Source organism: Falsiroseomonas oryzae (assembly GCF_027856955.1).
GTDB lineage: Bacteria > Pseudomonadota > Alphaproteobacteria > Acetobacterales > Acetobacteraceae > Falsiroseomonas > Falsiroseomonas oryzae.
Genome location: NZ_JAPSMD010000051.1, coordinates 1 through 21,535 on the forward strand (window position 1 = coordinate 1; position 21,535 = coordinate 21,535).

At 72.3% G+C, this 21,535-nt stretch carries 20 protein-coding genes; 6 read left to right on the forward strand and 14 right to left on the reverse strand.

What is annotated here, in order from left to right:
- Together OZN99_RS07880 and OZN99_RS07885 are read left to right on the forward strand one after the other, a co-directional pair.
- Positions 1 to 588, forward strand: a 588-nt coding sequence (locus OZN99_RS07880) for an ABC transporter permease subunit (RefSeq protein WP_270934654.1), incomplete at its 5' end; no start/stop codon positions are given.
- Positions 589 to 648: 60 nt separating this feature from the next.
- Entirely contained in the window at positions 649 to 1,584 is a 936-nt protein-coding gene (locus OZN99_RS07885; RefSeq protein ID WP_270934655.1) for a BKACE family enzyme, read from the forward strand.
- 15 nt (positions 1,585 to 1,599) lie between these two features.
- Here the strand turns inward: OZN99_RS07885 and OZN99_RS07890 are convergent, their stop codons facing one another.
- The 5 genes from OZN99_RS07890 to OZN99_RS07910 all read right to left on the reverse strand — a co-directional run bounded on the left by OZN99_RS07890 (position 1,600) and on the right by OZN99_RS07910 (position 5,994).
- Positions 1,600 to 1,950, reverse strand: coding sequence for a hypothetical protein (locus tag OZN99_RS07890; protein WP_270934656.1), 351 nt, complete (start codon positions 1,948 to 1,950; stop codon positions 1,600 to 1,602).
- 71 nt (positions 1,951 to 2,021) lie between these two features.
- Entirely contained in the window at positions 2,022 to 3,005 is a 984-nt protein-coding gene (locus OZN99_RS07895; RefSeq protein ID WP_270934657.1) for an ABC transporter ATP-binding protein, read from the reverse strand.
- The gene (locus OZN99_RS07900) at positions 3,002 to 3,973 is read right to left on the reverse strand and encodes an ABC transporter ATP-binding protein (protein ID WP_270934658.1); all 972 of its coding nucleotides are present in this window, start codon (positions 3,971 to 3,973) and stop codon (positions 3,002 to 3,004) included. The genes OZN99_RS07895 and OZN99_RS07900 overlap by 4 nt, the downstream gene beginning before the upstream one ends.
- A gap of 112 nt (positions 3,974 to 4,085) precedes the next feature.
- A complete protein-coding gene (locus OZN99_RS07905) occupies positions 4,086 to 4,946 on the reverse strand; it encodes an ABC transporter permease (RefSeq protein ID WP_270934659.1) in 861 nt (286 codons plus the stop codon).
- Positions 4,947 to 5,016: 70 nt separating this feature from the next.
- Positions 5,017 to 5,994, reverse strand: a complete 978-nt coding sequence (locus OZN99_RS07910; protein ID WP_270934660.1) for an ABC transporter permease — start codon at positions 5,992 to 5,994, stop codon at positions 5,017 to 5,019.
- An 82-nt stretch (positions 5,995 to 6,076) separates the two neighbouring features.
- Here OZN99_RS07910 and OZN99_RS07915 point away from each other — a divergent pair, with 82 nt between their 5' ends.
- From OZN99_RS07915 to OZN99_RS07930, 4 genes are read left to right on the forward strand one after another with little or no spacing between them, the layout of a single operon-like run.
- Positions 6,077 to 7,657, forward strand: coding sequence for an ABC transporter substrate-binding protein (locus OZN99_RS07915; protein ID WP_270934661.1), 1,581 nt, complete (start codon positions 6,077 to 6,079; stop codon positions 7,655 to 7,657).
- Between the two features lie 4 nt (positions 7,658 to 7,661).
- Positions 7,662 to 8,369, forward strand: a complete 708-nt coding sequence (locus OZN99_RS07920; RefSeq protein WP_270934662.1) for a creatininase family protein — start codon at positions 7,662 to 7,664, stop codon at positions 8,367 to 8,369.
- The gene (locus OZN99_RS07925; protein WP_270934663.1) at positions 8,354 to 9,373 is read left to right on the forward strand and encodes a ketopantoate reductase family protein; all 1,020 of its coding nucleotides are present in this window, start codon (positions 8,354 to 8,356) and stop codon (positions 9,371 to 9,373) included. The genes OZN99_RS07920 and OZN99_RS07925 overlap by 16 nt, the downstream gene beginning before the upstream one ends.
- The gene (locus tag OZN99_RS07930) at positions 9,370 to 10,776 is read left to right on the forward strand and encodes a M20/M25/M40 family metallo-hydrolase (protein WP_270934664.1); all 1,407 of its coding nucleotides are present in this window, start codon (positions 9,370 to 9,372) and stop codon (positions 10,774 to 10,776) included. The genes OZN99_RS07925 and OZN99_RS07930 overlap by 4 nt, the downstream gene beginning before the upstream one ends.
- Here the strand turns inward: OZN99_RS07930 and OZN99_RS07935 are convergent, their stop codons facing one another.
- From OZN99_RS07935 to OZN99_RS07975, 9 genes are all read right to left on the reverse strand, one after another.
- The gene (locus OZN99_RS07935) at positions 10,777 to 12,216 is read right to left on the reverse strand and encodes a serine/threonine protein kinase (RefSeq protein WP_270934665.1); all 1,440 of its coding nucleotides are present in this window, start codon (positions 12,214 to 12,216) and stop codon (positions 10,777 to 10,779) included.
- Between the two features lie 2 nt (positions 12,217 to 12,218).
- Positions 12,219 to 12,959 (reverse strand): metallophosphoesterase family protein, encoded by a 741-nt coding sequence (locus tag OZN99_RS07940; RefSeq protein WP_270934666.1) that lies wholly within the window; start codon positions 12,957 to 12,959, stop codon positions 12,219 to 12,221.
- Positions 12,960 to 13,030: 71 nt separating this feature from the next.
- Complete coding sequence (locus OZN99_RS07945) at positions 13,031 to 13,978, reverse strand: dihydrodipicolinate synthase family protein (protein WP_270934667.1); 948 nt, start codon at positions 13,976 to 13,978, stop codon at positions 13,031 to 13,033.
- Positions 13,975 to 14,478 carry a gluconokinase gene (locus tag OZN99_RS07950; RefSeq protein ID WP_270934668.1) on the reverse strand — a complete coding sequence of 168 codons (504 nt, stop codon included), beginning with the start codon at positions 14,476 to 14,478 and terminating at the stop codon, positions 13,975 to 13,977. The genes OZN99_RS07945 and OZN99_RS07950 overlap by 4 nt, the downstream gene beginning before the upstream one ends.
- Positions 14,475 to 15,452 (reverse strand): phosphogluconate dehydrogenase (NAD(+)-dependent, decarboxylating), encoded by a 978-nt coding sequence (gnd, locus tag OZN99_RS07955; RefSeq protein WP_270934669.1) that lies wholly within the window; start codon positions 15,450 to 15,452, stop codon positions 14,475 to 14,477. Before gnd ends, OZN99_RS07950 begins: the two co-directional genes overlap by 4 nt.
- A gap of 66 nt (positions 15,453 to 15,518) precedes the next feature.
- The gene (locus OZN99_RS07960; RefSeq protein WP_270934670.1) at positions 15,519 to 16,439 is read right to left on the reverse strand and encodes an MBL fold metallo-hydrolase; all 921 of its coding nucleotides are present in this window, start codon (positions 16,437 to 16,439) and stop codon (positions 15,519 to 15,521) included.
- Positions 16,440 to 16,492: 53 nt separating this feature from the next.
- Complete coding sequence (xdhB, locus tag OZN99_RS07965) at positions 16,493 to 18,793, reverse strand: xanthine dehydrogenase molybdopterin binding subunit (RefSeq protein WP_270934671.1); 2,301 nt, start codon at positions 18,791 to 18,793, stop codon at positions 16,493 to 16,495.
- Positions 18,793 to 20,220, reverse strand: a complete 1,428-nt coding sequence (locus OZN99_RS07970) for a xanthine dehydrogenase small subunit (protein WP_270934672.1) — start codon at positions 20,218 to 20,220, stop codon at positions 18,793 to 18,795. The genes xdhB and OZN99_RS07970 overlap by 1 nt, the downstream gene beginning before the upstream one ends.
- A gap of 320 nt (positions 20,221 to 20,540) precedes the next feature.
- The coding region (locus OZN99_RS07975) for a calcium-binding protein (RefSeq protein WP_270934673.1) at positions 20,541 to 21,535 on the reverse strand (995 nt) is incomplete at its 5' end.

A 21,535-nucleotide genomic window follows, 5' to 3' on the forward strand; every position in this document is an offset into this window, starting at 1 on the left:
CGCCTGGCGGGCCTCGCACTGGCTCATGCCGGGCTGGCACTGGTCGGCGTGGTGCCCGCCGCGCTGCTCGGCCTCGCGCTCGGCGTCTGGGTGACGCGCCCTGCCGGGCGCGGGATGCGGCCGGCGGCGGATGCGCTGGCCGCGGCGGGGCAGGCGGTTCCGCCCGTCGTCGTGGTGGCGCTCGCCGTACCGGCCTTCGGCTTCGGGCTGTGGCCGACCGCGCTGGCCCTGGTGCTCTACGGGCTGATGCCGGTGCTCCGCGCCACCGTCGCCGCGCTGGACTCCGTTCCCCCCGATGCGCGCGACGCGGCCGAGGCCATCGGCGTCCCCCCCGCCCGCATCCTGGCGGAGGTCGAGATGCCGCTGGCCTGGCCGCTGGTGCTGGACGGGCTTCGCGTGGCGACGGTGCTGGCGGTCGCCACCGCGGCGGTGGGCGCGCTGGCGGGCGCCACCACGCTCGGCACGCCCATCGTGCTCGGGCTGCAGAACCAGAACCAGGTGCTGGTGGTGCAGGGCGCCGCGGCGACGGCCGCGCTGGCCTTCGCTGCGGAAGGCGCGCTGCTGGCCCTCGCGGGGCGCCGGCGCTAGCCAGGCTTGTCCCGAGCGCCTGCCGCCGCCACCCTGCGGCCAGTCCAGAGGGAGGCCACGATGTCCGGCAAGCTCGACCGCAAGGTCATCATCACCTGCGCCGTGACCGGCGCCATCCACACGCCCTCCATGTCGCCGCACCTGCCCGTCACCGCGCAGGAGATCGCGGATGCCGCGATCGGCGCAGCGGAGGCCGGTGCCGCCATCGTCCACCTGCACGCCCGCAACCCGCAGGACGGCCGCCCCGACCAGACGCCGGAGGCCTTCGCGCCCTTCCTGCGGGTGATCAAGCAGCGCAGCGACTGCGTGCTGAACCTGACCACCGGCGGCGCGCCGACCATGACCATCCAGCAGCGCGTGGCCCCCGCGGCGCAGTTCCGACCAGAGGTCGCGTCGCTCAACATGGGCTCGATGAATTTCGGCCTGTTCGGGATGCTGAACCGCTTCAAGACCTTCAAGCACCAGTGGGAGGCCGACTACCTGGCCAACAAGGACATCGTCTTCCGCAACAGCTTCGCCGACATCGAGTACATCCTGACGACCTGCGCCGAGAACGACACCCGCTTCGAGTTCGAGTGCTACGACACGGCGCATCTCTACAACCTGAAGTATTTCCTCGACCGCGGGCTGGTGAAGGCGCCGCTGTTCATCCAGACCGTGTTCGGCATCCAGGGCGGCATCGGCAGCCATCCGGAGGACGTGCTGCACATGAAGCGCACCGCCGACCGGCTGTTCGGCGACGCCTACAAGTGGAGCGTGCTCGGCGCCGGCGCGTCGCAGCTGCGCGTCGCGGCGATGGCCGCGGCGATGGGAGGCAACGTCCGCGTCGGGCTGGAGGACAGCCTCTGGGCCGGCCCCGGCAAGCTCGCCGAGAGCAATGCCGAGCAGGTGCGCCTGGCGCGCCAGGTCATCGAGGGGCTGGGCCTGCAGGTCGCGACACCGGACGAGGCGCGCGAGATCCTCAGCCTGAAGGGCGGCGACAAGGTCGCGTTCTGAGCCGCCGCCGCGGATTCAGTGCAGCTGCATGCGCAGCAGGCCGCGCGCCAGACCGGCGAGGATGCGCTGGCAGGCATCCTCGTCCAGGCTCGCCTCGCCCCTGATCCGCGCCAGCTCGATCAGGCGGCCAGCCAGCATGCCCTTCTCGTAATCGCTGCCGATCGCGCGCGTGGCGCGCTGCGTGGTGTCGCGGGCCAGCGTCTCCAGACCGGGCCGCAGCGGGTCGTCGTCCCGGATGCACAGCCGCGCATCCTGCAGATGCGACAGCACGAAGAACCACCGCTCGACCAGGCCCAGGTGCACCGTCTGGGCCGCTGCACCGGTGGCCAGCAGGATCGACAGGGCCGCCAGAATGATGCCGCGCATTGCCTCCTCGCGCGCTCCGCTCGCCACGGAGCTACCGCGCGAATGGTTGCCGGAGCGTGGATCGCACCCGATCAGGCGTGATGGCACGCCACCAGCGTGCCGTCCTCGCGCGGCGAAAGCGGCGGCCTCTCCCGCCGGCAGAGTTCCGTCGCCTTCGGGCAGCGCGGATGGAAGGCGCAGCCGGACGGCGGCGAGAGCGGCGAGGGCAGTTCCCCCGCGATCGGCCGGAAGCTGATCCCCTCGTTCCCCTCGAGCATCAGCTTCGGCACGCTGTCGAGCAGCCCCTGCGTGTAGGGATGGCGTGGCGCGGCATAGACGCGCGCCGCCTCCCCCATCTCCACGATGCGGCCGAGATACATCACCGCGACGCGGTCGCTGACATGCCGCACCACGCTGAGGTCATGGGAGATGAACAGGCAGGTGAGCCCGAGGTCCTGCCGCAGGTCGAGGAACAGGTTCAGGATCTGCGCCTGGATCGAGACGTCCAGCGAGGCGACCGGCTCGTCGCAGACCAGCACCTCCGGCTGCATCGCCAGCGCGCGCGCGATGGCCACGCGCTGCCTCTGCCCACCGGAGAACTGGTGCGGGAAGCGCGTGGCGAAGCCGGGGTCGAGACCGACGCGCCGCAGCCACTCCGCCACCATCGCCGGCGCCCCGGCGCGTGTGACCAGGCCATGCGCCACCGGCCCTTCGGCGATCGCCTCGCCGATTCGGATGCGCGGGTTCAGCGAGGCGTAAGGGTCCTGGAAGACGGTCTGGATACGCGTGGTGGTCTTGTGCTTGCCGCGCATGGGCGCCGCGCCGGACAGCCGCACATCGCCTTCCGTCGGCGGCAGGATGCCCGCGAGCATGCGCCCCAGCGTGGACTTGCCGCAGCCGCTCTCCCCCACCAGGCCCAGCGTCTCGCCCTGCTGCACGGCGATGGAGACGTCGGTCACCGCCTGCACCGCGCGGCGGTCCACCTTCGCGCCGAGCAGCAGGGCGATGCGGTCGCCCAGCGTGATGCGCGGCGTGAAGCGCCGCGTGACGTGCCGCGCCTCCAGGATTGCGCTCATGCCGCCGCCTCCAGCGGGTGGTGGCACAGCGCGAGGCGTCCCGGCCGCGTGACCACCGGCGGATCGGTGCGGCAGGCCTCGGTCGCGCGCGGGCAGCGCGGCGCGAAGGGGCAGCCCGGCGGCAGTGACAGCAGGGAGGGCGTGCTGCCGGGGATCTGGTTCAGCTTCTCGCCCGGCCGCGCCATGGCCGGCAGGCTGTCCAGCAGGCCGCGCGTGTACGGGTGCAGCGGCGCGCGCAGCACGGCGGAAACCGGCCCGCTCTCCACGATGCGGCCCGCATACATCACCAGAACCCGGTCGGCGAGCGAGGACACGGTAGCCAGGTCGTGGCTGATCCAGATCAGCGCGGTGCCGGATTGCCGCGCCAGCTGCTTCATCTCCGCCAGGATCTGCGCCTGGATCGAGACATCCAGCGCGGTGGTCGGCTCGTCGGCGATGATCAGCTCCGGCCCGTGCAGCAGCGCGACGGCGATGGCGACGCGCTGGCGCATGCCGCCGGAGAATTCGTGCGGATAGGCATCCAGACGCGCCGCCGCGTCGGGGATGCCGACGCGCGCCAGCGTCCGCCCCGCCAGGTCGCGGGCGGCACGCTCCCCGGCGCCGCCATGCGCCTGCACCGCCAGCGCCATCTGCGTGCCGATGGTCATCACCGGGTTGAGCGTCGCGGCCGGGTCCTGGAAGACCATGGCGATGCGCTTTCCGCGGATGGCGCGCATCTCGCCGGGCGGCAGGCCGACCAGATCCCGCCCGTCGAAGCGGATGGAGCCGCCCGCGATCCGGCCGGGCGGATCGACCAGGCCGATCAGCGAGAAGCCTGTCACCGTCTTGCCGGATCCCGATTCGCCCACCAGGCCGAGGATCTCCCCGCGCTCCAGCGTGAAGGACACGCCTTCCACCGCCTTCACCACGCCCGCGCGCGTGAAGAAGTGCGTGCGCAGGTCGCGCACCTCGAGCAGCGGCGCGCTCACCGATCGCTCCGGCTGCAACGCGGCCGGCGCGCGCAGAACAACCGCCCCGCAAGCGCAACAGCGCGTCGGCGCGAAAGCCAAGCGCCCGGAGGGCGCGCCGGCGCCTGAGGCCTCATCGTCTCAATCTCGGATTGAACTGGTCCCTCAGCTGGTCCCCGACGACGTTGATGGCGACGATCAGCACGATCAACGCGACGCCCGGATAGACCGAGATCCAGGTCCGTCCGCTCATCATGTACTGGAAGCCGTTGGCGATCAGCATGCCGAGCGAGGGCTCGGTCGGCGGCAGGCCGAGGCCGAGGAAGGACAGCGTCGCCTCCAGCGCGATCGCATTCGCCACCTGCACCGTGCCCACCACGATCAGCGGCGGCAGGCAGTTCGGCAGGATGTGGCGGAACACGACGCGATGCCCGGGCAGCGGCGTGGCGCGCGCCGCCTCCACATAGTCCTTCTGCCGCTCGGCCGTGGCCGCGCCGTAGGCGGTGCGGGCGAAATAGGCGTATTGCGCGGTGACGAGCGCGATCACCAGCGGCACCTTGCCCTGCCCCAGCACCGCCACCAGCACCAGCGCCAGCAGGATGGCCGGGAAGGACAGTTGCAGGTCCACCACGCGCATGATCGCCTGCTCGATCCGCCCACCCGCATGGGCCGCCAGGATGCCGAGCGTGGCGCCTAGCGCCATCGCCACCGCGCCCGCCGCGATGCCCATCTGCAGCGAGATGCGCAGGCCGTAGAGGATGGCGGAGAACAGGTCGCGCCCCTGCGCATCCGTCCCCAGCCAATGCACGTAGCCATTCGATCCGACGAAGCCCGGCGGGCGCCGCGCATCCCGCAGGTTCAGGTTCGCCAGGTCGTAGGGATCCTGCGGCGTGATCCAGGGCGCCAGCAGCGCCGCGGCGACCACCAGCAGCACCACGGCCAGCGCGACCACCGCAATCCAGTTCTCGCGATACTCCTGCCAGAAGGAGGTCATGGTCTGCGCATCCGATTCAGACCTCCGGTGCTCGCCGCACGCGGCTGCGCCCTGCGGTCATCGGATGCGGTCATGCCGCGCGCCCGCCGCGGCGCAGCCGCGGGTCCAGCAGCGCATAGGTCAGGTCCACGACCAGGTTGATCGTCACGAACAGGAAGGCGACGAGCACGAGGTAGCCGACCATCACCGGCCGATCCAGCGAGGTGATGGAATCGATGATCAGCTTCCCCACCCCCGGCCAGGAGAAGATGGTCTCCGTCACCACCGCGAAGGCCAGCGTGGAGCCGAACTCCAGCCCGAAGACGGTGACCAGCGGGATGGAGATCAGCCGCAGCACGTGCCGGCGCAGGATGGTGTACTCCGAAAGCCCCGCCGCGCGGGCGAACTTCACGGTATCCGACAGCATCACCTCCCGTGTGCCGGCGCGCGACAGGCGGATCATCATCGCCAGCTTGAACAGGCTGAGGTTCAGCGCCGGCAGCGCCAGGAACTGCAGTCCCTCCCAGGTCAGGAAGGACCAGCCGACGCCCAGCACCTCCACCGTCGGCCCGCGGTCGCCGGCCGGCAGCCAGCCCAGGTTGACGGCGAAGGTCAGGATCAGGATCAGCCCGATCCAGAAGGTCGGCACCGAGAAGCCGAGCACCGAGAGCGCCATGATCGCGCGCGACAGCACGCTGTCCGGCCGGTAGCCCGCATAGACGCCGAGCGGGATGCCGATGAAGGCGCCGATCAGCACCGACGCCAGCGCCAGTTCCAGCGTGGCCGGCAGCCGGCTGAGCACCAGGTCCAGCACGGGCATGTTGAGCACGAAGGACCGCCCGAGGTCGCCCTGCAGCAGCCGGCCCAGGAAGGCCAGGTATTGCTGCCAAAGCGGCAGGTCCAGCCCATAGTGGCGGATCGCGGCTTCCCGGATGTCCTGCGTCGCGTCCGGGGAGATCAGCACGTCGATGGGGTTGCCGATGGCATACACGCCGACGAAGACCAGCGCCGACATGGCCAGCATGACGATGGCAGCCTGGATCAGGCGCTGGATCACGTAGCCGAGCATCACCCGCAGTATCGGGGCATGGACAGCGGGCGCAAGCCGTTCCTAGCATGGGTTCGCAGGAAGCTTCCGGGGACCCCGACCGATGCGACGCCATCTGCTTGCTTGTGCCGCGGCAACCGCCTTCACGATGGGCACCGCGACCGCCCAGACGCTCACCATGGGCGTCATCGCCGGGCCGGAGAGCATCGACCCGCATTTCACGGCCACCGGCACCCACTCGGAATCGCTCAAGCACGTCTTCGACACGCTGACGCATTCCGGCGACCGGCTGCAGATCGAGCCGGGGCTCGCGGAATCCTGGCGCATCGTCGATCCGACCACATGGGAGTTCCGCCTGCGCCGCGGCGTGAAGTTCCACGACGGCTCCGACATGACGGCGGAGGACGTCGCGGCCTCGATCCGCCGGATGCAGACGCTGTCCGGCCCGAACCCCACCAGCATCTACGTCCGCCGCGTGCGGGAAGTCCGCGTGGTGGATCCGCACACGCTGCAGGTGGTCACCGATGGCCCCGCGCCCACGCTGCCGAACGACTTCATCCGCCTGTTCGTGACTTCCGCCCGCGCCACCGCGGGGCTGACGCCGGAGAACAGCAACGAGGCCTTCAACAGCGGCCGCGCCGCGATCGGCACGGGCCCCTACCGCTTCGGCTCGTGGACGCCGCGCGAGCAGTTCACGGTCGACCGCTTCGAGGGCTACTGGGGCGGCCGCCCTGCCTGGGCGCGGCACGTCCGGCGCGAGATCGCCAACCCCGCCGCGCGCGTGGCGCAGCTGCGCACCGGCCAGGTGGACATGATCGTCCGCGTCCCTGCCGCCGACGTCCCGACGCTCGAGCGCGACCGCAACATGACGGTGGTGAAGGCGGAGACGGTCTACGTCTTCAACCTGGCGCTGGACCAGCGTGAGCCCACGCCGCAGGTGACCGCGCGCGACGGCTCGCGCCTGGCCGCCAACCCCTATCGCGACCCGCGCGTGCGGGAAGCGATCGACCTGGCCATCGACCGCCGCGCGCTGGCGGAAGTGGCCATGGAAGGGCTCGGCACGCCGCAGAGCCAGATGGTGACGCCCGGCATCTTCGGCTACAATCCGCAGCTCACCATCCCCACGCCGAACGTCGCGCGCGCGCGCCAGCTCCTGGCGGAGGCGGGCTTCCCGAACGGCTTCCGCATGGTGCTGAACTTCAGCAACAACCGCCTGCCGGGCGACAATGCCGTCGGCACGTCCATCGCGCAGATGCTGGCGCGTATCGGCATCGAGGTGCAGGCCGCCGGCCAGCCCGCCGCGGTGATCTTCCCGGCCCGCGCACGCGGCGAGCTCTCCAACACCATGGCGGGCTGGGGCACGCTGACGGGCGAAGCCAACTACTACTACGCCGCCAACGCGCATACCGCCAACCGCGAGCTGCGACTCGGCGCCTTCAACTTCTGGGGCTTCTCCAACCCCGAGATCGACCGGCTGATCCAGGCCGCCAATGTCGAGCTGGACGACAAGAAGCGCGAGGAACTGCTGCAGCGCGTCGGCGCGCTGTTCACGGCGGAACGCGTCGTGATCCCGATCGCCGCTGTCGGCTCGGCCTGGGCGATGCGGCGCGACCGCGTGACCTTGCGCGTCGGCCGCAGCGACGAGGAGACCTACGCATGGGACGTGACGCCGGTCAGCCGGTGACGCCTTGAGGATCGCCGACTGCAACTGGCGCGATATCGAGGAGTACCTGACGCGCGACGACCGCTGCGTGCTGCCCTTCGGCAGCACGGAACAGCACGCCCAGCTCTCGCTCTGCGTCGATGCCATCCTGGCCGAGCGCGTGGCGGTGGAGGCAGCGGAGCCGCTCGGCGTGCCGGTCTATCCGGCGATGCCCTTCGGCCTCGCGCCCTATTTCGCGGCCTTCCCGGGCAGCGTCAGCCTGCGCGTGGAGACGCTGCTGGCGGTGGCGCGCGACCTGGTCGAGAGCGTGGCGAATGCCGGCTTCCGGCGCATCCTGATCGTCAACGGCCATGGCGGCAACGCCCCGGTCGGCGCGCTGGCGCTGCAGATGATGACCGAGCGGCCGGAGCTCTCGATCAGGTTCCACAACTGGTACAACGCGCCGCGCAGCTGGGCCGCCGCCATGGCCGCCGATCCCTCGGCCAGCCACGGCAACTGGTTCGAGAACTTCCCCTGGACGCGGCTGCCCCACGCGCCCGCGACAGAAGGGCGCAAGCAGTCCGTGAACACCGCGCTGATGAAGGCGTCGCCACCGGCCAGGGTGCGCGAGATGCTGGGCGACGGATCCTTCGGCGGGCCGTGGCAACTGCCGGACGAGGTGACGCAGGCCATCTGGGAGGCTGGCGTCGCCGAGACACGCGAGGCACTGGAAGGCCCATGGCCGACACGATAGTCATCTGGGGCGCTGGCGCCATCGGCGGCACGCTCGGCGCCTATTGGGCGCGCGCCGGCCACGACGTGCTGCTGGTGGATACGGTGCGGGAGCATGTGGAGGCCTGCCGCACCACGGGCGTGACCATCTTCGGCCCCATCGAGGAGTTCACCGTCGTCATCCCCGCCGTGACGCCGGAGGAACTGACCGGCACCTATCGACGCATCGTGCTGGCGGTGAAGGCGCAGGCCACGAAGGCCGCGCTGCCGATGCTGGCGCCGCACCTCGCGCCGGATGGCTTCGTGCTGTCCGCCCAGAACGGGCTGAACGAGATCGAGATCGCCGAGGCGGTGGGCGCCGGGCGCACCATGGGCTGCTTCGTGAATTTCAGCGCCGACTGGCACGCGCCGGGCCGCATCCTGTTCGGTGGCCGCAGCGCTGTCGTCGTCGGAGAAATTGACGGGACCGTCCGCGACCGCACGCGGGAGATGCACGACCTGCTCCGCATCTTCGAGCCCGACGCGATCCTGACCGACGACATCTGGGGCTATCTCTGGGGCAAGATGTCGTATGGCGCGATGCTCTTCGCGACCGCGCTGAACCACGATTCGATGACTTCCAACTTCGCCGACCCGTCGCGCTTCCCGGCCTGGCTGGCGCTGGGGCGGGAGGTGGTGGCGGTGGCGCTGGCCCGCGGCGTCACGCCGCGCGGCTTCGGCCAGTACGACCCGATGGCCTTCGCGCCGGGCCGCGACGTGGCGGAGGCGCATCGCGCCGTGGACTGGCTGCGGGACTTCAACGCGCCCAACGCCAAGACCCATTCCGGCATCTGGCGCGACCTGGCTGTGCGCAAGCGCAAGACCGAGGCCGGCGCGCAGCTGAACATCGTGCCCAGGCTCGCGGCCGAGCTCGGCATCCCGACCCCGGCGCTGAACGCGGTCGGCCGGCTGATCGCCGACATCGAGGAAGGCCGGCGCGAGCAGTCCGCAGAGACCTTCGGGGAACTCATGAAGGCGATCCCTTGACCGACGCCGTCCTTGCGCAGCTGCTGGGCGACCGCGCGGGCTTCGTCGCGCGGCTGGGCGAACTGGTCGCCTGCCGCTCCGTCTCCACCGACCCCGCCTATGCCGAGGGCATGGCCGCCGCGCGCGCCTGGTGGCGCGGGCGCCTCGCCGCGATGGGCTTCAAGGACGTCGAGGAGATCGGCGCCGGCGGCCATCCCGCCGTCACCGCCCACTGGCACGGCGCGGGGCCGGACGCGCCGACGCTGCTGGTCTATGGCCATTACGACGTCCAGCCGCCCGATCCCGTGGACGCCTGGACCTCTCCGCCCTTCGGGCTGACCGCACGCAACGGAAGGCTGCACGCGCGCGGCGTCTCGGACGACAAGGGACCGTCGCTGCTCGCTATGGAAGTGCTGGGCGCGTACCTCGCCGCGGAAGGCCGTCTGCCGGTCAACGTCACGATCCTGCTGGAAGGCGAGGAGGAGATCGGCTCCCGCACCATGGCCGCGCTGCTCTCGTCGCATCGCGACCGCTTCGCCGCCGACGCGGTGCTGTCCGCCGATGGCGCGCGCTGGCGCGCCGACCTGCCGACCATGACCATCGGCACGCGCGGCAACATGGCGATGGAGATCACCCTGCGCACTGCCGCGAAGGACCTGCATTCCGGCCGCTATGGCGGCGTCGCGCCGAACGCGCTGCATGCCATGGCGCGACTGCTGTCGACGCTGCATGACGAGGACGGGACCATTCTCGTCGAGGGCTTCGCCGATGGCGTGCCGCCGGTGACCGAAGCAGAGCGCGCCGCGCTCACCGCGATCCCGTATGACGTGGCGGCGCATGACGCCTCCATCGGCATCGCGCCGTCCGGACGCAGCAACGCCGAGTTCCTGGAACGCCTCTGGCTGAAGCCGACGCTCGACGTGAACGGGATGTGGGGCGGCTATACCGGCGCGGGCGGCAAGACCGTCATTCCCGCCGAGGCGCATGCGAAGCTCTCGATGCGGCTGGTGCCGGGCCAGGTGCCCGGCAGGGTCGCCGAGGCCGTGGCAGCCCATCTGCGGCGGCATTGCCCCAAGGGCGCGACGCTCGAGGTCATGCCGACACGCGACGGCACGGTGGCGACGCTGCTGGAAGGCGACCATCCTCTGCTGGTCGCCGCCGAAAACGCCCTGGCCGCCACCACGGGCACGAAGCCGCTTCGCGTGCGGATGGGCGCCACCTTGCCGCTGACCGACATCGTGCGCCGCGTGCTCGGCATCGGCACGGTGATGTTCAGCTTCGCCACCGCCGACGAGGATTTCCACGCGCCGAACGAGAACTGGCGGGAGAGCGCGATCGCCGAGGGCTTCGCCGCCTGGGTCGCGCTGCTGCGCGGGCTGGAGGGCAGCCGGCGCGCCGACTTCGCGCCGTACCGCGCGGGCTGATCAGGCGTCCTGCACGGCCTCCGCTGCCTCTGCCACGGCGGCGGCGCCGCGCGCCCGCACCACGGTGACGCTGCACGGCGCTTCCGAGGCGACCTCCGCCGAGACGCTGCCCAGCACGCGCCGCCGCAGCGACTGCGCGCGCGCGCCCATCACGATGTGGTCCACGCCGTTCTGCCGCGCGTAGTCCAGGATCGCTGCGGCGGGGCTGGTCGCCTCCAGCACGTGGTAGGTCACGCGCCCCTCCGGCAGGCCGAGCGGCGCCGCCCAGTGCTTCAGCTCCACCAGGCGCTGCACGTGCTTGTTCTGGCCGCTCTCGTCCAGCGTGGTGTCGAGCGCGATGCGGTTCTGCCGCAGCACGTTGAGGCACGCGAGCCGCGCCCCCGGCACCGTCGCCAGGATGTGCCCGACCGTGTCGCGCAGCGCCGCATCCAGCGGCGCGTCTGCGCCGCCGAGATCCACCGCCACGGCGACGATCGGCGCCGCACCGCCGGCTTCCTCCGTCGTCCGCTGCGGCCGGCCGAAGCGCGGCTGGTGGTCCGGATGGAAGCGGCGCTGGATGGTCTTCGCCCAGCCATCCTGCTTCTGCTTGCGGGCACGGGCGGTCAGCGGAACCTGGTCGGGGTGGCGCAGGTCGAAGGCCAGTTGCGCGGCGGTGGGATGGCGCCGCTCCGGCAGTACCTCCAGGCAGCGCAGGATGATCTCCTGCAGCCACTCCGGGCAGTCCGGCCGCAGCTTGCGCGGCGGATGCGGGTCGCGCCAGATCCGGCGCTTCAGACCCGACAGGCGCTGGGGTTCGCCATGCGGCCGCTCGCCCGTCGTGAAGAAATACAGCATCGCTCCCAGCGCGAAGAGGTCGCTGCGCGGGTCGCTGCGCACGCCCATGATCTGCTCCGGCGCCATGTAGGGCGCCGTGCCGTAGGGCAGGCGGAACTCCTCCTCCATCAGGTCGGGCAGCTGGGCGTGGCGCGACAGGCCGAAATCCACCAGCACCGCCTCGCCCGTCGGGCGCGTCAGGATGTTGGAGGGCTTCACGTCCAGGTGGACCACGTGCTGCCGGTGCAGCGCCTCCAGCGCATCGGCGACACGCGCGCCGATCGCGGCGATGCGCTCCACCGGCAGGGGCAGGCTTTCCACCAGCGGCAGCAGGCTCGCCCCGGGCACGCGTTCCATCGCCAGGTAGGGCTGCCGGTCGAAGCCGCCCGCGCCCAGGAAGCGCGGCACATGCGGGCCGGCCAGGCGCGGCAGGATCATCTGCTCCATCTCGAAGGAGACGATGGCCGCCGGGTCCTCGCCTTCCGCCAGGCGCGGCACTTTCACGAGCAGCGGGATGCCGTGGTCGGGATGCGTCGCTTCCCACAGGACCGCCATGCCGCCGACATGCAGCCGCGCGCCGATGCGGAAGCCGTCGATCTCGTCGCCCTCGGCAAGCATCCGCGTCATGCTCAGCGCCCCTGCAGCAGGCGGGTGGCCAGCACCTCCGGCAGGCCCGCGGCGCGGATCTTCTCCGCGGCCGCCGCCGCGTCGTAGGGCACGCGGATGGTGGTGATGTGGTTGCCCTCGGTGTCCAGCATTGCATAGGCGGCCGCGGGATCGCCGTCGCGCGGCTGGCCCACCGCGCCGACTACCGCGAGCCATCGCCGCGGGCGCGTCAGCGGCACCGGGATGCCGGCCAGCGGCGTGTGGGTCACCAGCTTCGCCGCCGCGGTCAGCCCGAACAGCTTCGGCACATGGGTGTGCCCGCAGAACACCACGCGCGCGCGCACCGCATCCAGGCTCTTCCGCGCATCCTCCGCGTCGCGCACGTAGTGCCAGAGCGTCGGATGCTCCGCTCCGGCATGGACGTAGAGCCGGTCGTCCTCCTCCACCTCCATCGGCAGCAGGTCGAGGAACTGCTTCGCGCCGTCATCCAGCACCTGGCGCGTCCACTCGGCGGCGGCGGCGGCTGCGCTCGTCATGCCGCCGCGGTCGGCGACGGCGGCCTCATCGTGGTTGCCCTTGATGACGATGGCGCCGGCCTCGGCCAGTTCGCGTGTGCGGGCGACCGCCCAGCCGGGCTCCGCGCCATAGCCGACGATGTCGCCCAGGATCACCAGGCGTTCGGCGCCGCGGCGCGCCGCATCGGCCAGGCAGGCCTCGAAGGCTTCGCGGTTGGCGTGGATGTCGGACAGGATGGCGACGCGCATGACCTAGGTTCCCCCGTCCGCGGTCGCCGCCGCGACGGACGTTCCTCGCGTGTCCTTCCTCCGCGCGGGACTCAAGCACGTCCCTCCGCGCCGGGATAGGGGCCGAGGGCGTCGGCGAAGCGGCGCGCGCAGTCCAGGCCGAAGGGGCTCGGCGGCAGCGCCGGCGGGCGCTCGATCACCTCGGGCAGGCCCATGCGCCAGGCGGTCATGCGCTTGCCGTAGCAGAGGAACATGGCGACGCCCTGCATGGCGAAAGCGATCATCGGCAGGATGCGGCGATACTCCGCCTCCGCCCCGGCCGCGTCGCCGGCCGCCATCAGGTCGAAGACGCGGGCCTGGATATCAGCGCATTCCGGCGCCGGGATCATTCCCGCGCAGCCCGCCCGCAGGCAGTCCGGCAGCTCGAGCCCGGCGCGGCCGTTGAACACGGTCAGCGCGCCCCCGGTCGCCTCGACCAGCCGCTGCACGTCCACCGCGCTGTCCTCGGCCTTGATGAGCTTCACATTGGCATGGTTGCGCGCCAGCGTGGCCACGCCGCCGGGCGTCAGCCCGACGCCGATATAGGCCGCGGCGTTCTGGATCCCGAGCGGGATGGCGCTGCGCCGCCCGACGAGGTCCGCGACCAGCCCGTACCAGGCGACGTATTCGCTCTCCGGCAGGCCGCGCACCGGGGGCGGCTGCAGGATGCACCAGTCCGCGCCGAGCGCCTCCGCATCCAGCACGAAGGACGCCGCCTCCTCCGCCGTCGCCTCCGCCACCGTGACGGCCAGCGGAACGCGGCCGGCGATCTCCTCGGCGCTCCAGCGCGAGATCTCGTCCGCGCACCACCGCACGACGTCGCGCTTCTCGGCGGGGCTCAGCTTGTTCACCTCGGTGGCGAGCCCCAGCACCGCCAGGCCATGCGCGCCGCCGGCCAGGCAGCAGCGCACCTGCCGGCGCATCGCGCCCTCGTCGAGCCGGCCATCGGTGCCGAAATAGGCGTAGAGGATCGGGTAGATGCCGCGGAACGGGGTGGTCATCGGGCGGTCTCCCTCAATGCCGCGATCGCCGCCTCGGCCAGCGCCTGGGGCGTGGCGGCGACATCCAGCGCGATCACGCCTTCTTCCGACGACGGTGCCTCCAGCGTGGCGAACTGGCTGGCGACGAGGCTCGCCGGCATGAAGTGGCCCTGCCGCGCCGCCTGGCGCGCGGCCACCAGCGCCATGTCTCCATGCAGGTGCACGAAGCGGAGATCCGGCACCGCGGCGCGCAAGCGGTCGCGATAGGCGTGCTTCAGCGCGGAGCAGGTGACGACGCAGCCCCGCCCGCGATGCGCCGCCAGATGCGCGCCGATCGCGTCCAGCCAGGGCCACCGATCGTCGTCCGTCAGCGGCTGGCCGCTGCTCATCTTCGCGATGTTGGCCGGCGGGTGAAACTCGTCCGCGTCGCGGAAGGGCAGGCCGAGGCGTTCGGCGATCAGCGTGCCGACCGTGCTCTTGCCGGCGCCGGTGACGCCCATGAGGACGATCAGCGGCGTCATTTCGGTTCGAGATGCCCGCCGAAGGCGTTGCGCATGGCGCTCAGCGCCCGGTCGGCGAAGGGCCCGGTCTGGCGCGAGCGGAAGCGCGCATAGAGCGCGGCGGAGAGCACGGGCGCCGGCACCGCGCTCTCGATCGCCGCCTGCACCGCCCAACGCCCTTCCCCGGAATCGCCAACCCGGCCGGAGTAGGACGACAGCTCCCCATCCGCCGCCAGCGCCTGCGCCGTGAGGTCGAGCAGCCAGGAGGCGACGACAGAGCCGCGCCGCCAGGCCTCCGTGACGTCGGGGACGTTCAGCGGCAGGCGATGCTCCTCGGGCAGGCGGTCGCTGTCGGCCTGCTGCAGCAGTTCCAGCCCTTCGGCCATCGCCTGCATCATCCCGTATTCGATGGCGTTGTGGACCATCTTCACGAAATGCCCGGCGCCGTTCGGGCCGCAATGCACGTAGCCCTGCGGCGGCCGGGGATCGGCGGCGAGATCGCGGCCCGGAGTGGGCGGCGCCGCCGCTTCCCCGGGCGCGAGTGCGGCAAAGACCGGGTCGAGGCGTGCGACCGGTTCGGCCGGCCCGCCGATCATCAGGCAGTAGCCACGCGCCAGGCCCCAGACGCCGCCGGAGGTGCCGATGTCCAGGAAGTCGATGCCCTTGCCGCGCAGCAGCGCGGCGCGGCGGATCGCGTCCTTCCACATCCCGTTGCCACCATCGATCGCGACGTCGCCGGGCGCGAGCAGGCCTGCGAGCTCCGCGATCGCGCCCTCGGTCGCCTCGCCGGCGGGCAGCATCACCCAGACGGCGCGCGGCGCATCCAGCTTCGCGACGAGATCGGCGAGGTCGGCGGCGCCAGTGGCCCCTTCGGCGGCCAGCGCGGCGACCGCCGCCGGGTCGCGGTCCCAGACCACAGCGCCGATGCCGGCCCTGGCCAGCCGCCGCACCAGGTTCCCGCCCATCCGGCCGAGCCCGACCATGCCGAGGCGCATGCTTCCTCCGCTTCCCGCTCCCCTCCCGCTTGCGAGGGAGGGTTCCAGCTTGCGGGGGCGCGACGCTCAGGACAAGGCGGCGTCCGGCCGCTTCGGCGTGACCGGCACCTTGAGGTAGCGCACCCCGTTCGCCTCGGCCTTCGGGAAGCGGCCGGCGCGCACGTTCACCTGGATGGAGGGCAGAAGCAGCGCGGGCGCCGAGAGCTTCGCGTCGCGCTGCGTGCGGAAGGCGACGAACTCCTCCTCCGTCTTGCCGTCCTGCACATGCGGGTTCTGCGCGCGCTGCGCTGCGACCGTGCTTTCCCACGCATAGGCATCTCGGCCGGGCGCCTTGTAGTCGTGGCACATCCACAGCCGCGTCTCCGGCGGCAGCGCCAGCAACCGGCGGATCGAGCGGTAGAGCGTGCGCGCGTCCCCGCCCGGGAAGTCGCAGCGCGCCGTGCCGTAGTCGTGCATGAAGATGGTGTCGCCGACGAAGACGTCGGAGACGCCGTCGGGCTCCGATTGCGGCGGCAGGATGCGGTAGGCGACGCAGGCCGGGGTGTGGCCAGGCAGGTGCATCACCTCCACGTCCAGCGTGCCGATGCGGAAGCGCTCGCCGTCGCGGAACAGGTGGTCGAAGTCGCCGCCCTCCGGCAGCATGTCCTCCAGCCCGAAGACCGGGCGGAAGATGGTCTGCACCTGCTTCACGCCCTCGCCGATGCCGATGCGCGCGCCGGTCTGCTGCTTGATCCAGGGCGAGGCGGTTAGGTGGTCGGCATGCACATGGGTCTCCAGCACCCAATCCACCGCGACGCCCTCGGCCTGCGCGGCGTCCAGCACCGCCTGCGCCGATTTCAGGTCGGCCTCGCCGCTGCGGTTGTCCCAGTCCAGCACCGGGTCGATCACCGCGCCGCGCATCGTGGCGGGGTCCCAGACCAGGTAGCTGATGGTGTTGGTCGCCTCGTCGAAGAAGGCCCGTATCGCCGGACTGCCCTGGCCTGCCATGATGGCCTCCCAACCTGCCTGCCGGGAGGATAACGCACTCCTGCCCGCGCGCGTCAGCCCCTGTTTCGAAGCGCCATCAGCACGCGCTCCGGCGTCGCGGGCAGGTCCAGCGCCGGCGTGCCGATGGCGTCCTTCAGCGCGTTCCACACGCTGGTCGCCAGCAGCAGCGGCGGCTCGCCGACAGCCTTGGAGCGGAAGATCGTCTCCACCCGCGCCGGCGCGCCCTCCAGCAGCCGCAGGTTCATCACCGGCGGCACGTCGCGCGAGCCCGGGATCTTGTAGGTGGAGGGCCCGACGGTGCGCAGCCGTCCGTGGGCATCCCACCACAGCTCCTCGCAGGTCAGCCAGCCCATCCCCTGCACGAAGGCGCCCTCGATCTGGCCGCGATCCACGGCGGGGTTCAGGCTGCGGCCGCAATCTTGCAGCAGGTCGGCACGCAGGCAACGATGCTCGCCGGTCAGCGTGTCCACCACCACCTCAGCCACCGCGGCGCCGTAGGAGAAGTAGAAGAAGGGATGCCCGCGCATCGCCTTGGGGTCCCAGTGGATGTCGGGCGTGCGGTAGTGGCCGGTGGCGGAGAGGCTGACGCGTTCCAGGAAGCAGAGCTTCGCGAGCTCGCCGAAGTCGAACCAGCGATTGGCGCCGGCGCGCTCGGCCCAGGCGCGGTTGTCGGCGAAGACCACCGCCTCCGGCGCGATCCCCCATTTCGCCGCCGCCACTTCCGCCATGCGGCCGCGGATCGCGACGGCGGCGTTGTGCGCGGCCCAGCCATTCAGGTCGGACCCGGTAGAGGCCGCGGTCGGCGCGGTGTTCGGCACCTCCGCCGTGCTGGTCGCGGTGATGGCGATGCGGTCGAGATCCACGCCGAAGACGTCGCAGACCACCTGGGCGATCTTGATGAACAGCCCCTGCCCCATCTCGGTGCCGCCATGGTTCAGGCGGATGGAGCCGTCGGAATAGACATGCACCAGCGCGCCGGCCTGGTTCAGGTGCTGGATGCCGAAGGAGATGCCGAAGGCCAGCACCATGCTCCCCAGGCCGCGCCGCAGCGTGGGGTGGGCAGCATTGAAGGCGGCGATCTCGGCGCGGCGGCGGTCCCACTCGGAATCGCGCTTCGCCTCCGCCCAGACGCGCGCGATGAGGTCGCCTTCCAGCTTCTGGCCGTAGGGCGTGTCCTCGCCATTGCCGCCGACGCCCGCGAAGTTGCGCGCGCGCACCTGCTCCGGCGGCAGGCCGGCCGCGGCGGCGACGCGGTGCACCACATCCTCGATCAGCAGCGCGCCCTGCGGGCCGCCGAAGCCGCGGAAGGCGGTGTGGCTGACGGTGTTGGTCTTCACCGCCTGCGCCGTCAGAGTCAGCGCCGGCACGTCGCAGGGGCCGAGCGCATGGGTGATGGCGCGGAACACCACGCCGCCCGAGAGGTCGGTGCTCCAGCCGCCATCGGCCGCGAGCAGCGCCTCCAGCCCCAGGATGCGGCCGGTCTCGTCGAAGCCGGCGGTCCAGCGGTAGAGGAAGGGGTGCCGCTTGCCGGTGGCGATCATGTCGGCGCGGCGCGACAGGCGCAGCTTCACCGGCCGCCCGGTGACGCGTGCCCCGAGCGCCGCCGCGGCGGCGACCCAGCTGGCGTTGCTCTCCTTGCCGCCGAAGCCGCCGCCCATGCGCCGGCAGGTGACCGTGACGCGGTTGAAGTCGCAGCCCAGCACGCGCGCGACGAGGTGCTGCACCTCCGACGGGTGCTGGGTGGAGGAGACGACGGTCATGTCGCCGCCCTCCCCCGGCGTCGCCAGCGCGATCTGGCCTTCCAGGTAGAAGTGCTCCTGCCCGCCGGCGCGGAACTCGGCGGAGAGGCGACGGGGCGCCTGCGCGATGGCGGCGGCGGCATCGCCGCGGCGGATCACCTGGGGCGCGATGACGTTCTGGCCGAGCTCCAGCGCGCGCTCGATGCTCAGCACGGGCTCCAGCGCCTCGACCTCGGCGGTCACCGCGGCGGCGGCGCGCAGCGCCTGGTCGCGCGTGGCGGCCAGCACCAGCGCCAGCGGCTGGCCGGCGAACTCCACCAGCGTCTCGGCAAACAGCGGCTCGCCCTTCACCGCGGGGGCGACGTCGTTCTCGCCGGGGATGTCGCGCGGGCCGAGCACGGCGACGACGCCGGGCATGGCGCGCGCGGCCTCGGTGCGCAGCGCTGTCAGCCGGCCGTGCGGGACGGTCGAGAGCACCAGCGCGCCGTGCAGCGTGCCCGGCACATCGGGGATGTCGTCGGCGTAGCGTGCCTCTCCGGTGCAGTGCTTCAGCGCGCTGTCATGGCGCAGCGCGGCGCCGGCGCCCGTCCGCGACAGGGTCGTGGTGCCGTCCATCACACGCCCTCCATCACGGCCATCACATGCGTGGGCAGGCCAGGGCGCGTGGCGCGCAGCTGCAGCCGATGCAGCAGCCCCTGCGCCACCGCCAGGCGATAGGCCGCCGAGCCGCGCCAGTCCGAGAGCGGCGCGATATCCGCTTCCAAGGCCCTCGCCGCGTCCGCCACGGCGGCGGCGTCGAAGGGGCGCCCGAGCAGCGCGGCCTCCGCGCTGCGCGCGCGCACCACCGTCGCCGCAACGCCGCCGAAGGCGAGGCGCGCCGTGGTGACCACCCCACCTTCCATGTCCACCAGCATCGCGGCGCCGACCGTCGCGATGTCCTGGTCGTGGCGCTTGCTGATCTTCTCGCAGGCGAAGTGCGCCCCCGGCGGCGGGGCGGGCAGGAAGACCGAGAGGATCACCTCGTCCGGCGCCAGGGCGTTGCGCCGGTAGCCCGTGAGGAACTGCTCCACAGGCAGCTCGCGCCGGCCACGGACCGAGGCGAGCGTGACGGTCGCGCCGAGCGCCACCAGCGGCGGCAGCGCATCGCCGATCGGCGAGGCGGTGCCGAGATTGCCGCCGAGCGTGCCGAGCCCGCGGATCTGCCGCGAGCCGAGCCGCGCCAACAGCCCCTCCAGCCCGACCAGGCCGATCACGTCGCGGCAGGCCCGCAGCATCCGCGCATAGGACACGGCAGCGCCAAGGCGCAGCCCCGCCGGCGACGCCTCCACGGCATGCATCTCCGGCACGTTCAGCAGGCAGATGACCTCGGCCGGCACCTCGCGGTGGTCGGAGACGCGCAGGCCGAGATCGGTGCCGCCCGCCAGCAGCCAGGCGCCGGGGTGCGCCGCGCGCAGGGCCAGCAACTCGTCCAGCGTGGCCGGCAGGTGGAAGGCCTGGCCCGGCGCCTCGAAGCGCGCGGCGGCCGGCGGCGGGAAGGCGGCGGCGGGCAGACGCGCGCCGTCATCCTCCAGCCGCTCGAAGACCTCGACGATCGGGCGGTAGCCGGTGCAGCGGCAGAGATTGCCGGCGAGCGCCTCATGCGGGTCGCCACCGGTGCGGCAGTGTGCCCAGGCCGACATGACGATGCCCGGCGTGCAGAAGCCGCATTGCGTGCCATCGCTTTCCGCCATCGCGACCTGGATCGGATGCGGCGCACCATCGGGGCCGCGCAGCCCCTCCACGGTGCGGATGGCGCGGCCATGAAGCTGGCCGAGCAGGGTCAGGCAGGCGTTGATCGGCGTGCGGCGGCCATCCGGCTCTTCCAGCACCACGGTGCAGGCGCCGCAATCGCCTTCTGCGCAGCCTTCCTTGGTGCCGGTCAGGCCCGGCCCGCCCTGTGCGGTGCCGCGCAGCCAGTCGAGCAGCGAGGTGGTGGGCGAGGTGGCGGCGGGCAGTGCGGTGGGCTGGCCGTTCAGCAGGAAGGCGATGGAGGTCGCGGTCATGACAGGGAGTTAAGCAAGCGCCGCGCCGCGGTCGAGGGGGCGCCGCCGTGGTGCTTTGCCGCTTTGGCGCTTTGGCGCGTTCGGGTGGTTCGCGCGTTTCGGACAAATTCGCCGGGCTGGGGCGGAAGGGCCGGGCGGCCGGACGCGAGGCAGCCCGGGGTGGTGGGAACATAGAGCGAACGACGCGCCGGGGGAAGCGGAATCAGCCCCGTCCGCCGCCCCGGGCAGGTCGGTCGCGCCCCCACCCCAACCCTCCCCCGCAAGTGCGGGGGAGGGAGGAGTGGCGGAGGGAGGGAGCGGACGCGGCGGTCCTGCCTGCCTCAGGCGAAGACGATGTCGGTGGCGGCGATCTTCTGGCCGACGCCCTGCAGGAAGACCTCGTCGCCGCCGCCGAAGGCCAGCTCCAGCCCGACCATCCCCCAGCGCGTCTCGACGGTCTGCACCACCTCGCCCGCGCCGATCCCCTCCAGCCACAGCTTCTCGACCCCGGGCTGGAAGTCCACCACCCAGTCCGGCCCGTCGCCGCGGGCGAAGACGAAGGTGTCCGCCCCCGCCCCGCCGGTCAGCCCGTCATGGCCGAGGCCACCGCGCAGCACGTCGTTGCCGCCCAGCCCCTGCAGGTCGTCCGAGCCCGCCCCGCCCAGCAGCAGGTCGGCGCCCGCGCCGCCCTTCAGCCAGTCGTCGCCCGCCCCGCCGCTCACCGTCGCGGTGGTGGCCGGCAGGGTCGGGCCGGTGGGGGTGGTGGGCGTGCCGCCGCCCGTGCCGGTGCCCGAGCCGCCACCCGCGCTTGGGGCGAAGCTGCCGGGAATGCCGAGTTGCTGGGCCGTGCTGGCGCCGACACCTTCCAGGAACAGGGTCTCGCCGCCGGGCAGGCGCAGCTCCAGCCCGGACAGGCTGCCCAGCGTCTTCACCGAGGCGGTGACCTGCTCGGCGGTGACGCCGACGAGCTGGACGCGGTCGGTGCCGCGGGCGAAGTCGGTGACGCGGTCGGCGCCGTCGCCGGTGCCGAACATGACGCGGTCGGTGCCGGCGCCGGTGGCGATCACGTCGTTGCCGGCATTGCCGCGCAGCGCGTCGTTGCCGGCGCCGCCGGAGAGGCTGTCCTCGCCGAGGCCGCCGACGAGGGTGTCGCGGCCGTCGCCGCCCGAGAGGGTGTCGGCGCCGGCCAGGCCGGAGAGGTGGTCGTTGCCGCCCTGGCCGGACAGCGCGTCGTTGCGCGCCGAGCCGCGCAGCGCGTCGTCGCCCGCCGTGCCGTCCAGCACCAGCCCCGCCGGCGGCGGCGTGACGGGCTCGGGCTCGGGCGGGGGCGCGGGCT